Below are 13,109 nucleotides of genomic sequence, written 5' to 3'. Positions count from 1 at the left end.
GGCGTGCTTCGGCGACGGGGCGCGGGGGACCGGGCGCCCCCGGCGGGGTTAGTTGCTGATCCCGAGGGCTTCCAGCATCGGCCGGAACTTCGCCCACGTCTCGGCAAGTTCGGCTTCGGGCACCGAACCCTCCACTACGCCGCAGCCGGCATAGAGCCGCACCGTGTCCGGACCCTCGATGACCGCGCCGCGCAGGGCGATGCCCCACTCGCCGTTGCCCGCCGCGTCGAGCCAGCCGACCGGCCCGGCGTACGGCCCGCGGTCCAGGTGCTCAAGCTCGCGGATGAGGGCACCCGCCACGCCCGTGGGCGTCCCGCAGACCGCGGCTGTGGGGTGCAGGGCGTTGATCAGCGCCAGGCAGGTGGGCACGTGGCCCTCCACCTCGGCGAGTTCGGCCTTGACGTCGGACGCCAGGTGCCACACGTTCGGCAGTTCCAGGATGAACGGCTCGCTGTGGGCGTTCATCGCCTCGGAGAAGGGGGCGAGCTGGGTGGTCAGCGACTGGATGGCGATGTCGTGTTCGTGCCGCTGCTTCTCGGATCCGGCCAGGACGCGCTCGGCGAACTCCAGCGGGGAACCGGCCATCCCGTCGGCGTCGCGCCGGTCCAGGGTGCCGGCCAGGACGCGGGCCTGCGCGGTACGGCCTTCGACCTGGATGAGCATTTCGGGGGTGGATCCCACCAGCCCGTCGACGCCGTAGGTCCAGCATTCGCGGTACCTGACCGACAGCTCCCGCAGGATGCTGGCGGCGTTCGCACCGTCGGGCACGGTGGCCACGATGTCGCGGGCCAGCACCAGCTTCTCCAGCGCCCCGGTGCGGATTTCGGCGACGCCGGCGGCGACGGCAGCCATCCAGTCCGCCTCGCTGAGCGAGCCGGTGGTCAGTTTCGCGTCGCGTGCCGCCTGCGGATCCGCCGACGTCGACGACGACGCCGGGTCTCCCGCCGCCGGGTCCGCCGACGCCGACGACGCTGCCCCGCCGCCGTCGGCGTCCAGCCAGCGGGCCAGGGCGGCGCGGGCGCCTGCCTCGGTGAGCTCGCCGTCGTCGAACGTCAGCTGGGTCAGCCAGGCCGTACCGTCGCGCAGGCCCACCACGATTTCGGGCACGATCAGCCGGGAGGCGTGCGCGGACACCTTGGAGAAAGCGAAAGAGCCGAAAGCGACGGGGCCGGTGCCGGGGCCGCCGACCGCGTCTGTGACGTCGGCCTCAAGGACCAGGTGCCGCCACCAGATGTCCGCCTCCAGGAACCGGTCCGGCCCCGTGGCCGTGAACCTGGCGACCTCGCCGAAGCCGACCAGCCCGGCTTCGCGGCGGGTCCAGCACAGCACGTCGTCACGGACCAGAAACGACGGCAGCCCCCCGGGGAACGAATCTGCTTCGAGGGGGACTGTCAGGGTCCTGATAATTCTGTTACGGAACGCGCTCGTCATGATGAGACAACACTACTCCCGCCGCGCGCCGCGCCCCGGCCCGGACAGTGGTTAGGGGGTGGGTCGAAGATTTGAGACAATAACGGGGTGAACCGAGCATCCTTGGATAAGCGTCCGGACGAAGTAGCCACGATGTTTGACGACGTCGCCCCCAAATACGACGTCGTCAATGACGTCCTGTCGATGGGGCAGACGCGCCGCTGGCGCCGTGTGGTGGTCGAGGCCATGGACGTGAAAGCGGGCCAGCGCGTGCTGGACCTCGCCGCCGGGACCGGCACCTCCAGCGAGCCGTACGCCGACGCCGGGATCGACGTCGTCGCCTGCGACTTCTCCCTCGGGATGCTCAAGGTGGGCAAACGCCGCCGCCCGGACATCGATTTCATCGCCGGGGACGCGACCCGCCTGCCGTTCGCGGACAACACCTTTGACGCCAGCACCATCTCCTTCGGGCTGCGCAACGTCAACGAACCCAAGAAGGCGCTGGCCGAGATGCTCCGGGTCACCAAGCCCGGCGGACGCCTGGTGATTGCCGAGTTCTCCCAGCCCGTGGTGCCGCTGTGGCGGACCATGTACACCGAGTACCTGATGCGCGCCCTGCCCGCGATCGCCGTCAAGGTCTCCTCCAACCCGGACGCCTACGTCTACCTCGCCGAGTCCATCCGCGCCTGGCCGGACCAGGACCACCTCGCGGCGTGGCTGCAGGAAGCCGGCTGGGAAACTGTCACCTACCGCAACCTCAGCGGCGGCATCGTGGCCGTCCACCGCGCTCAGAAGCCGGCCGGCCCCGCAGCGGGTCCCGCCGCCGGAGCCGCGGCCGTGGCCAAGCACACCGGACCCGTGGCCAAACTGCGCCGCAACATCACCCGGCCCGAGCGGTAGCTGACCCCTGCCGTGAAAGTACTGATGGTCGGGGCTGGTCCGGCCGGATCCACTGCCGCGTTCTACCTGGCGCGCGCCGGCCTGGATGTCACGGTGCTGGAGAAGACCAGTTTCCCGCGTGAGAAGGTCTGCGGCGACGGACTGACCCCGCGGGCGGTCCGGGAAATCCAGAAACTCGGCCTGCCGCACCCCGAAACCGAGGGCTGGCGGCGGAACAAGGGGCTGCGGCTCATCGCCGGCGGACGCTCCATCGAGCTGCCCTGGCCCGAGGTTTCCGACTTCCCGCAGTACGGCCTGATCCGCACCCGCCTCGGTTTCGACGAGGAACTGGCCCGGCACGCCCAGGCCGCCGGCGCCGTCGTGCTCGAACGCCACAGCGTCACCGAGGCGCTTCGCTCAGAGGACGGGCGCGTGACCGGCGTCCGCTCCGCACTGCTGGACGATGCCGGCCGGAAAACCGGCGAGACGCGGGACTTCAACGCCGACGTCGTCCTGGCCGCCGACGGCAACTCCACCCGGACCGCCGTCTCCCTCGGCATCCAAAAGCGCGACGACCGGCCGCTGGGCGTGGCCGTGCGCACCTACTTCACCAGCCCGCGGCACGACGACGACTGGATGGAAGGCTGGCTGGAGCTCCCTGGACGCGACGGCAAGCTGCTGCCCGGCTACGGCTGGGTGTTCGGCGTCGGGGACGGCACCTCCAACGTGGGCCTTGGCATCCTGAACTCCTCCAAGGAATTCGGGAAGCTGGACTACAAGCAGGTCCTGCGCGAATGGACCGCCGGCATGCCGCGGGAGTGGGGCTTCACCCCGGAGAACCAGGTGGGCGAGATCCGCGGTGCCGCACTGCCCATGGGGTTCAACCGCACCCCGCACTACTCGCCGGGCCTGCTGCTGCTGGGCGACGCCGGCGGCATGGTTTCCCCGTTCAACGGCGAGGGCATCTCCTACGCGATGGAGTCGGCCCGCTTCGCCGCGGAGTTCATCCTTGACACCGCCGCCCGCTCGGCGTCGGCCGGCTGGAGCGGGGCCGACGCCGATGCGCGCCTCGCCGGTTACGCCGACTTCGTCCGGGAACAGTGGGGATCGCACTTCACGCTGGGCCGGGCCTTCGCCGCCGTGATCGGCAAGCCGGCCGTGATGAAACTGGCCCTCCGGACGGGCATGCCCATCCCTGTGCTGATGAAGTTTGTGGTCCGGTTGCTCGCCAACCTGACCGATCCCTCGGCCAAGGGCATCGAGGACCGGATGATCCGGATCCTGGAGGCCCTGGTCCCGGCCACGTCCAACACCCGGCCCGTTCCAGACTCAAATCCGCGGATTCCGCAACAAAAAGTTAGGGTTAACCCGTGACCAACTCTGCAGACCAAAGCTGGACGCACGCCGGACACGGCCTGCCGAGCGCCGAACCCAGCCTCAACACCACCGCCATCGCCACCGGCCTCCAGCTGCCGGCAGGCTTTGCGGCCATCGCCGGGGACCCGGAACTGGGCCCGGCCATCACCACCAACCTGGCCCGGGTGGAAAAGAAGCTCCGCGAGGCGATCGCCAATTCCGATCCGCTGGCCGACGCCACCTCCCGCCACCTCGTTGAAGCCGGCGGCAAGCGCATCCGTCCGCTCCTGACCCTGCTCTGCGCCCACCTCGGCGACGCCTCCCTGCCTGCGGTGGTGCAGGCCGCCGTCGTCGTCGAACTCACGCACCTGGCCACGCTGTACCACGACGACGTGATGGACTCCGCACCCTTCCGCCGCGGCGCCCCCACCGCGCACGAGGTCTGGGGCAACTCCGTGGCCGTGCTGACCGGCGACCTCATCTTCGCCCGCGCCTCGATCCTGGTTTCCGAGCTGGGGTCCCGCGCCCTGGGCATCCAGGCCCGGACCTTCGAGCGGCTCTGCCTGGGCCAGCTGCACGAGACCGTGGGCCCGCGCCCGGATGAGGATCCGGTGGCGCACTACCTCTCCGTCATCGCGGACAAGACCGGTTCCCTGGTGGCCGCTTCCGGCCAGCTCGGCGCCATCTTCGCCAACGCCGATCCGGACTTCGAGGCCCTGCTGGTCGAATACGGCGAGAAAGTGGGGGTGGCGTTCCAGCTCGCCGACGACGTCATCGACGTCACCGGCGTCAAGGTAAAGTCCGGCAAGTCCCCGGGCACGGACCTGCGCGAAGGGGTTCCCACCCTGCCGGTGCTGCTGCTGCGCAAGGCCGCCGACGACGGCGACCAGTCCGCCGTCGAGCTGCTGACCCTGATCGACGGCGACCTCAGCTCCGATGAAGCCCTGGCCGAGGCCGTGGCCGGACTGCGCGAACACCCGGTCACCGCCGAGTCCTGGCGTGTGGCACGCGTCTGGGCCGACGAGGCGATCGCCGCCCTGGCGCCGCTTCCGGCCGGTGTGGTCAAGGATTCCCTGACCAGCTTCGCCCACGCCGTGGTGGACCGCAGCAGCTAGCAGCGGAACGGCCGCGCGCATCTGCCGCGGCGGGGGGAGTGCCTCCCGAGCCTTAAACCGGAATGGCCCCGGTTCTTCACAACGTTACGAGTCGTCCGTTGTGCGGAACCGGGGCCATTTCTCCGTTCGCATCAGATCCACCGGAGGCATTTGGTGAACCCACGAACGAGCATATGACAGTTGTGTCACATTGTCTAGCCGACTTGTAAATCGACTGTCACGGGTTGTCGACGTGGGCCTTCGGCCGGGTGGGGGCACATTGCGGCCTTGGGGGAGGGTTCGGGCCGTATTCGACGGCGTGTCCGCGCCAAAGCGCCCCGGGGCTGTCGCGCGGACGGGCCGGACTTGTCCACATGACGTCGAGCGCCAGGCGGCTCTAGGCTCCCGGCGGGGCACACTTGCGACGTGAATGTTGCCTCCTACCTTGCTGCCCGGGGCGGTACCGCCACCGCAGCCGCCTTTCGCCAGGCGGGATTCAGCCGCCATCGGATCACGGAGTCGCTGGCCGGTGGCGACATTGTGCGGCTCCGCCCCGGGCACTACGGGCTGCCTGCGGATACCAGCGATTACCGGGCGGCCCGCGAACTTAGGGGCTTGCTGACCTGCCTATCGGCCGCCCCGGGGTACGGCTTATGGACGTTGGTGCCGGCCCGGTCCCTGCATCTGTGTCCCGGGCACCGCTCGGCGCCGCCCGGGTCCGTTCCGCATGGCCGCTGCCGGCACCCCCGGCACCCGTGGCTCCCCCTGGCCGGGCTGGCCGACGTGCTGGTCCACGCGCTTCGCTGCCTGCCGGAGACGGAGGCTCTGGTCATGACCCAGTGCGCCGTGGGCCGCGGAGACATCACTCTGGGGTTCCTCCGGAGCAGGCTCCCGGGAAACCGCAATGCCCGCGCCCGGGCGGTGCTGGACCTGGTCATCCCCAGGGCCGATTCGCTGCTGGAAGTACTCGCCAACCGGGCTTTTTGCCGGGCCGGACTTCAGGTATCCCGGCACGTTGATATTCCGGGCGTGGGCGAAGTCGACTTCCTGGTGGAGGGTTGCCTCGTGGTGGAGACCGACGGTGCCACACACCTGGAGTCCCGCCAGGTCAAAAAAGACCGCCGGCGTAACAACGCGACCGTCCTCGGAGGTTACCTGGTGCTCAGGTTCGGCTACGACGACGTCGTCCATCACCCGGAGAGGATGGTAGCCGACGTCGTCCGCGTGCTGGAGTTGTGGCGCGGGGGTGCCTTCCGGCCGTGATAACCCACAGCCCAGCGGCACGACGGGGCTTCTTCGGCGCCGCAGCCCGGTAACCCCGGGCCCGGCGGCGGCGTGTCCGTGTCAATGTGCCCCCGGACGGCGGCTAGCCCGGAGAAGCCAGCCCGGGAACCTGAAGGGTGGCTAGTCCTCGTCCTCGTCGTTGAACGCCCACTCGAACATGTCGAAAACGAACTCGGAGAACGTGCCTTCCTCGCTCTTCCACTGGCCGCGGGCGTTGTTGCGGCGGTAAACAATGGGGTCCGGGACGCCGAGGTCGCCCACGCGGAACCCCCAGGTGAACTGTTCTTCCTCGTCTTCGAGGAACATCAGGAAACCTTCGTCGTCGACCTCGAGCTCCTCGGGGTCCCAGAAGTAGTGGTACGCCTCCATGAGGTCTTCGCAGCCGCCGAGGGCCAGGTAGAACTCGCGGAGGACCAGCGGAACCTGGAACTGGTGTTCGGCGAGGGCCGCGTCGAGCTCGTCGGCGGCCAGCCCGTCCTCTTCCTGCCATTCGTCTTCGAGATACTTCGGAACAAGCGCGCGGAACTTCTCGAGGAACATGTCAGTCATGCTCTTATCCTAGCTAATCCCGGGGCCCGGTTTCGGCCGCACCCGGGCGCAGCCGGTGCCACCCGCGAACGGCCAAGGGGGCCACCCAGCGGCGCCGCCAGGCGGTGACGCGGAAGGCGAAAACCAGGGCCGCCACGGCGCTGGCGGTCACGGCGTTAAACACCCCGCTGACTGAGAGGGCCACGGTCAGCGCCGCCCCGGTGAACGCCGGCAGCGCGTAGATGTCCTTGGGATCGAACAGCTGCGGCACCTCATTGGCCGTGATGTCCCGCAGCAGGCCGCCGCCCACCGCCGTCGTGACCCCCAAGAGAACAGCCTCCACCGGATGCATGCCCGCGGCGAGGGCCTTCAGGCTACCCGTGATGCAGAACAAGGCCAGCCCGCCGGCGTCGAACAGGACCAGCAGCGAAGTGAAGCGCTGGACGCTGGAGAACAGGAAGTACACCAGCACCGTGGCCAGCAGCGGGGGAACCAGGTACGCCGGGTTGCTGAACGCCGCGGGCGGCCCTGTGTTGATGATGATGTCGCGGATGACGCCGCCGCCCAGGCTCACCACGGAGGCCAGCAGCAGCGAGCCCACGATGTCGAACTGCTTGCGCGCGGCCAGCAGCGACCCGGAGACCGCGAAGAAAAAGACGCCCGCCAGGTCGAGCCAGACCATAACGAGGCTAAAGGAGAAGGTCATGGGCGTTCCGGTCGGGTGCGAGGGGCGGATGGGGCGGCTCCAAGGTTACGCTAACGGCTATGAATAGCCCCATCCTGATCGCCTGCGCCCACGGCACGTCCAGCACCCAGGGAGCGGCGGAGGTCAATGCCCTGCGCGACGGGATCGCCGCCCTGCGCCCCGGGCTTGACGTGCGCGAGGCCTACGTCGACGTCCAGGACCCGGAGCTGCCCGCCGTCGTCGCCGGACTGCCCGTGGGGGAGCCCGCCGTCGTGGTGCCCCTGCTGCTCAGTGTCGGGTACCACGTCAAGGTGGACATCGCCCGGGCTGTGGAAGGCCGGCCGGGCACCGCCGCGGCGGCGCCGCTGGGACCGGACCCCCGGCTGGCCGCACTGCTGGACCAGCGGCTGCGCGAAGCAGGAGTGACAGACAACGACGCCGTCATCCTCGCCGCAGCGGGCTCCTCCGACGCGACCGCCGCGGAAAACGTGGAGGAACTCGCCGGCCAGCTGCGCGCCCTGCGGCCCAACAGGATCGTGCCCGCCTACGGTGCGTCGGCCACGCCGTCCGTGCCGGAGGCCGTGGCCATGCTCCGGGAGGAAGCCGCGGGAGGCGCCGGCGCCGGGCTCTCCGCCGGAGCCGTGGACCTGGGCGGCCGCGTAGTCATCGCCTCCTACCTGCTGGCCCCGGGCTTCTTCCACGACCAGCTCGCCAAGGCCGGCGCGGACCTGGTCACCGCCCCGCTGCTGCCGTCCCCCCTGCTGGCCGAGATCGCCCTGGCCCGGTACGACGCGGCGGTCGCCCGCACTACATGACGAAATGTTGCCCAAGGTGACCCCGCGTTTCTGAACCTTTGTGACGCCATTACGGCCACCCCTACAGTCGATCCATGACTGATACAGCTCTAGCCGGAGCGTCCCGGGACCAGGCCGACGCGGCCCGCGCCAAACGCCCTGCCCGTCCCGCGGCCAAACCGCACGGTCAGTGGAAAGTGGATGGAACCGCCCCGCTGAATGCCAACGAAAGCTGGAAACAGGAAGACAACGGACTGAACGTGCGGGAGCGGATCGAATCGGTCTACGCCAAACGCGGATTCGACTCGATCGACGGCACGGACCTGCACGGCCGCTTCCGCTGGTGGGGCCTCTACACCCAGCGCAAACCGGGGATCGACGGCGGCAAGACCGCCACCCTGGAACCGCACGAGCTCGAGGACAAGTACTTCATGCTGCGGGTACGGATCGACGGCGGCGCCCTCACCACCGAACAGCTGCGCGTCATCGGCCGGATCTCCGTGGACTTCGCCCGGGGCTCGGCCGACCTCACCGACCGGCAGAACATCCAGCTGCACTGGATCCGGGTCGAGGACGTGCCGGAGATCTGGCGCCGCCTCGAAGCTGTGGCCCTTTCCACCACAGAGGCCTGCGGCGACGTGCCCCGCGTCATCCTCGGCTCCCCGGTGGCCGGCATCGCCAAGGACGAGATCATCGACCCGACGCCGCTGATCCACGAACTCGCCGAACGCTTCATCGGCGATCCCGAACTGGCCAACCTGCCCCGCAAATTCAAGACCGCCATCACCGGGCACCCCAGCCAGGACGTGGTCCACGAGATCAACGACGTGGCCCTGGTGGGCCTGGTCCACCCCGAACTCGGCGCCGGGTACGACCTCTGGGTGGGCGGGGCGCTGTCCACCAACCCGATGCTGGGCAAACGCCTCGGCGCCTTCGTCCGGCCCGACCAGGCCGCCGACGTGTGGCTCGGCGTCACCAGCATCTTCCGCGATTACGGCTACCGGCGCATGCGCACCAAAGCCCGCCTGAAATTCCTGCTGGCCGACTGGGGAACCGAAAAGTTCCGCCAGGTCCTTGAGGACGAATACCTCGGCTACAAACTCGACGACGGCCCGGCGGCTCCCAAGCCGTCCACCCCGGGTGACCACATCGGCGTGCACGAACAGAAGGACGGCAAGTACTTCATCGGCGCCACCCCGCTGGCCGGCCGGCTCTCCGGCAGCCAGCTGGTGGAGCTCGCGGACACCCTCGAGGCCCGCGGCTCACAACGGCTGCGCACCACCCCGCACCAGAAGCTGGTGGTCCTGGACGTTCCCAAAGACCAGGTGGAACCACTCGTAGCCGAGCTCGACGCCCTTGGCCTCTCCGCCCGGCCGTCCGTGTTCCGGCGGGGCACCATCGCCTGCACCGGCATCGAGTTCTGCAAACTCGCGATAGTCGAAACCAAGGTCACCGCCGCCACCGCCGTGGCCGAACTGGAGCGCCGGCTCGCCGACCTGGTCGAAACCAAGCAGCTCCCGCAGGCGCTGTCACTGCACATCAACGGCTGCCCCAACTCCTGCGCCCGGATCCAGACGGCGGACATCGGCCTCAAGGGCATGATGCTGCCGACTCCCGACGGCGATCCCACCCCGGGCTTCCAGGTCCACCTTGGCGGCGGACTCGCCTCCGACAACCGGGAAGAGGCCGGCCTCGGCCGCACCGTCCGCGGGCTCAAGGTCACGGCCGGTGAGCTGCCGGACTACGTCGAACGTGTGGTCCGGAAATTCGTCGCGGACCACGCCGAAGGGCAGAGCTTCGCCGAATGGGCCTTTGCTGCCGAGGAGGGGGACCTCCAGTGACCACCGCTCTCCGGACCCACGACGAGCTCAAGGCCCTGGCCGAGGCCGGCGCAGCCGAGCTCGGCTGGGACACCCCGGCCCGTGACGTCATCGCCTGGGTGGCCCGCCATTTCGAGCTCCCGGCCGTCGCGGTAGCCTGCTCCATGGCCGACGCCGTACTCCCGGCCCTGGTCGCGGACCAGCTGCCCGGCGTCGACGTCCTCTTCCTCGAAACCGGCTACCACTTCCCGGAAACCTACGCCACGCGCGACGAGGTGGCCGCGAACCTGCACGTCAACGTCGTGGACGTGCTGCCGGAAACCACCGTGGAACAGCAGGACCGGCTCCTGGGCAAGGACCTCTTCGCCCGCGACGCCGCCCAGTGCTGCGCGCTGCGCAAAGTGGCACCCCTGCGACGCACCCTCGCCGGCTACGAACTCTGGTTCACCGGTGTCCGCCGCGACGAAGCCCCCACCCGCACCAACACCCCGCTGGTCAGCTGGGACGAGGCCAACGGCATGGTCAAGGTCAACCCGGTCGCGGCCTGGACCTTCGACCAGTTGGTGCAGTACTCCGATGACAACCTCCTGCCCGTCAACCCGCTGCTTTCCCAGGGCTACCCGTCGATCGGCTGCCAGCCCTGCACCCGCAAGGTAGCGCCCGGCGACGATCCCCGCGCAGGACGCTGGGCAGGAACCGACAAGACAGAATGCGGACTTCACGTATGAGCAACTTGAGTACGACGACGACCACGGCTGGCTTCGCCTCCGTGGCGGGCTACGCCTCCACAGCAGATGCCGCCCCCGCCCCTTCGCCGGACGGCGATGCTGCAAGCAGCATCCCGAGTTCGACCGCTCTGCGGTCGGGTCACCTGAACGGCGCAGCCCCGGCCCGCCTGTCGTCTTTGGACACATTGGAATCCGAGGCGATTCATATCATCCGTGAGGTGGTGGCCGAGTTTGAGAAGCCGGCGTTGCTGTTCTCCGGCGGCAAGGACTCCGTGGTGATGTTGCACCTGGCTACCAAGGCGTTCTGGCCCGGGAAGGTGCCTTTCCCCGTGCTGCACGTGGACACCGGGCACAACTTCCCGGAGGTCATCGAGTTCCGGGACCGGACCGTGGGACGGCTGGGGCTCAAACTCGTCGTCGGGAGCGTCCAGGAGTTCATTGATTCCGGTGAGTTGGCCGAACGCGCCGACGGCACCCGTAACCCGCTGCAGACGGTGCCGCTGCTGGACGCGATCCAGCGCAACAAGTTCGACGCCGTGTTCGGTGGCGGCCGCCGGGACGAGGATAAAGCCCGGGCCAAGGAGCGGATACTGAGCCTTCGGGACGAGTTTGGCCAGTGGGACCCGCGCAACCAGCGGCCCGAACTGTGGAACCTTTACAACGGCCGCCACACCGTGGGCCAGCACGTCCGGGCCTTCCCCATCAGCAACTGGACCGAGCTGGACGTGTGGCGCTACATCGAGCGCGAGAACATCGAGCTGCCTGGCCTCTACTACGCCCACGAACGGCAGGTCTTCGCCCGTGATGGCATGTGGCGCGCGGTGGGCGAGGTCTCGCAGCCGCGCGAGGACGAGGCCGTCATCACCAAAACGGTCCGCTACCGGACCGTCGGCGATATGTCCTGCACCGGCGCCGTGGAATCCGCCGCCGTCACCGTGGGCGACGTCGTCATCGAAGTCGCCGCCTCCACCATCACCGAACGTGGCGCCACCCGGGCCGATGACCGCATCTCCGAGGCCGCCATGGAAGACCGCAAGAAGGACGGCTATTTCTAATGAGTACCACTGCAACCGTGCCTGACTCCGCCGCCGCGAGCCTCGGGCTCGCCTCCGCCTCGCTGTTCCGGTTCGCGACCGCCGGATCGGTCGACGACGGCAAGTCCACCCTGGTGGGCCGCCTGCTCCACGACTCCAAGGCGATCCTCGCCGACCAGCTCGACGCCGTCGCCCGGACGTCCGCGGACCGCGGATTCGGCGGGGCCGGGGCCACCGGCACCCAGGCCATCGACCTCGCCCTCCTTACCGACGGCCTCCGCGCCGAACGCGAGCAGGGCATCACCATCGACGTCGCCTACCGCTACTTCGCCACGGACCGGCGCAGCTTCATCCTCGCGGACTGCCCCGGCCACGTGCAGTACACCAAAAACACGGTGACCGGCGCGTCCACGGCGGACGCCGTCGTCGTCCTCATCGACGCCCGCAAGGGTGTCCTGGAACAGACCCGGCGCCACCTGTCCGTACTGCAGTTGCTGCGCGTCGCCCACGTGATCGTGGCCGTGAACAAGATCGACCTTGTGGACTTCAGCGAGGACGTGTTCCGCGGCATCGAGGCGGACGTCCAGCAGGTGGGGCGCGAGCTGGGCCTCGGCCGCCAAGAATCGAAAAGTGGCGGCGCCACTGACCTGCTGGTCATACCCGTGTCCGCGCTGGAGGGGGACAACGTCGTGGAGCATTCCGCCCGGATGCCCTGGTACGCGGGACCGGCCCTGCTCGAGGTGCTGGAGCAGCTGCCCGCCGCCGACGAGCTCGAAAGCCACCTCGAAAGTTTCCGGTTCCCCGTCCAGCTGGTCATCCGGCCGCAGGGCGCGCTGGCGCCGGACGCCGTGGCCGGTGGGCTCGACGCCGGGGCGTACCGCGACTACCGGGCCTACGCCGGGCAGATCACCGAAGGCTCCGTGAAGGTTGGGGACCAGGTGTCCGTCCTGACCCCCGGCCAGGCCCCGCGCACCACCACCGTCACCGGGATCGACTTCGCCGGCACGGAGCTGGCCGAGGCGGTCGCCCCGCAGTCCGTGGCGCTGCGCCTGGCGGATGAGTTCGACGTCGCCCGCGGTGACACGATCGCCGCGACGGGGACCATCCGGGAGGCATCAGCCGATCTGTATGCGGCCCTTTGCTGGCTCTCGCCCAAGCCGCTGCGCGAAGGCGCGAAGGTCCTGGTCAAGCACGGCACCCGGACGGTCCAGGCCCTGGTCCGGAACGTGAGCGGCAAACTGGACCTGGCCACGTTCGGCCTTGAGGGCGCGTCTACCTTGGAGCTGAACGACATCGGCCACGCCCAGCTGCGGCTCGCGGCGCCCCTGCCGCTGGAGAACTACCTGCACCACCGGCGCACCGGGGCGTTCCTGGTGATCGACCCGCAGGACGGCAACACGCTGGCCGCCGGGCTGGTCAAGGATCACCCGGGCGACCACGAAGACGAGCGTTACTCGATCTGATTCACTAGAGTTGACCCCACCGGAGCGGCAGCGT

Annotated in this window: 12 protein-coding genes; 9 read left to right on the top strand and 3 right to left on the bottom strand. The window is 69.2% G+C overall.

Annotation, left to right across the window (positions count from 1 at the left end):
* Window positions 1-48: 48 nt before the first annotated feature.
* On the bottom strand, window positions 49-1,431 hold the full coding sequence (locus AC1DHY_RS03200; protein WP_476903142.1) for an isochorismate synthase: 1,383 nt from the start codon (window positions 1,429-1,431) through the stop codon (window positions 49-51).
* Between the two features lie 87 nt (window positions 1,432-1,518).
* On the opposite strand from AC1DHY_RS03200, the gene AC1DHY_RS03195 reads away from it, so the two are divergent.
* The 4 genes from AC1DHY_RS03195 (at window position 1,519) to AC1DHY_RS03180 (ending at window position 6,002) form a co-directional block, all read left to right on the top strand.
* Window positions 1,519-2,310, top strand: a complete 792-nt coding sequence (locus AC1DHY_RS03195; protein ID WP_476903141.1) for a demethylmenaquinone methyltransferase — start codon at window positions 1,519-1,521, stop codon at window positions 2,308-2,310.
* Window positions 2,311-2,322: 12 nt separating this feature from the next.
* Entirely contained in the window at window positions 2,323-3,663 is a 1,341-nt protein-coding gene (locus AC1DHY_RS03190; RefSeq protein WP_476878522.1) for a geranylgeranyl reductase family protein, read from the top strand.
* Window positions 3,660-4,760, top strand: coding sequence for a polyprenyl synthetase family protein (locus AC1DHY_RS03185; protein ID WP_476903140.1), 1,101 nt, complete (start codon window positions 3,660-3,662; stop codon window positions 4,758-4,760). Before AC1DHY_RS03190 ends, AC1DHY_RS03185 begins: the two co-directional genes overlap by 4 nt.
* An 810-nt stretch (window positions 4,761-5,570) precedes the next feature.
* Entirely contained in the window at window positions 5,571-6,002 is a 432-nt protein-coding gene (locus AC1DHY_RS03180) for an endonuclease domain-containing protein (protein ID WP_476878524.1), read from the top strand.
* A gap of 141 nt (window positions 6,003-6,143) precedes the next feature.
* Here AC1DHY_RS03180 and AC1DHY_RS03175 read toward each other — a convergent pair whose 3' ends face one another.
* Together AC1DHY_RS03175 and AC1DHY_RS03170 are read right to left on the bottom strand one after the other, a co-directional pair.
* The gene (locus AC1DHY_RS03175; protein ID WP_476878525.1) at window positions 6,144-6,572 is read right to left on the bottom strand and encodes a hypothetical protein; all 429 of its coding nucleotides are present in this window, start codon (window positions 6,570-6,572) and stop codon (window positions 6,144-6,146) included.
* 13 nt (window positions 6,573-6,585) lie between these two features.
* On the bottom strand, window positions 6,586-7,257 hold the full coding sequence (locus tag AC1DHY_RS03170; RefSeq protein ID WP_476878526.1) for a trimeric intracellular cation channel family protein: 672 nt from the start codon (window positions 7,255-7,257) through the stop codon (window positions 6,586-6,588).
* 59 nt (window positions 7,258-7,316) lie between these two features.
* On the opposite strand from AC1DHY_RS03170, the gene AC1DHY_RS03165 reads away from it, so the two are divergent.
* From AC1DHY_RS03165 to AC1DHY_RS03145, 5 genes are all read left to right on the top strand, one after another.
* Complete coding sequence (locus AC1DHY_RS03165) at window positions 7,317-8,051, top strand: sirohydrochlorin chelatase (protein ID WP_476878527.1); 735 nt, start codon at window positions 7,317-7,319, stop codon at window positions 8,049-8,051.
* A 74-nt stretch (window positions 8,052-8,125) separates the two neighbouring features.
* Window positions 8,126-9,871, top strand: a complete 1,746-nt coding sequence (locus AC1DHY_RS03160) for a nitrite/sulfite reductase (RefSeq protein ID WP_476903139.1) — start codon at window positions 8,126-8,128, stop codon at window positions 9,869-9,871.
* Window positions 9,835-10,578 (top strand): phosphoadenylyl-sulfate reductase, encoded by a 744-nt coding sequence (locus AC1DHY_RS03155; RefSeq protein ID WP_476878529.1) that lies wholly within the window; start codon window positions 9,835-9,837, stop codon window positions 10,576-10,578. The genes AC1DHY_RS03160 and AC1DHY_RS03155 overlap by 37 nt, the downstream gene beginning before the upstream one ends.
* Entirely contained in the window at window positions 10,575-11,633 is a 1,059-nt protein-coding gene (gene cysD, locus AC1DHY_RS03150) for a sulfate adenylyltransferase subunit CysD (RefSeq protein WP_476878530.1), read from the top strand. Before AC1DHY_RS03155 ends, cysD begins: the two co-directional genes overlap by 4 nt.
* Window positions 11,633-13,075, top strand: a complete 1,443-nt coding sequence (locus AC1DHY_RS03145; protein ID WP_476903138.1) for a sulfate adenylyltransferase subunit 1 — start codon at window positions 11,633-11,635, stop codon at window positions 13,073-13,075. The genes cysD and AC1DHY_RS03145 overlap by 1 nt, the downstream gene beginning before the upstream one ends.
* Window positions 13,076-13,109: the final 34 nt, after the last annotated feature.

Source organism: Arthrobacter sp. 05L44 (assembly GCF_056397605.1).
This window is presented reverse-complemented; position numbering and strand designations above follow the sequence as displayed.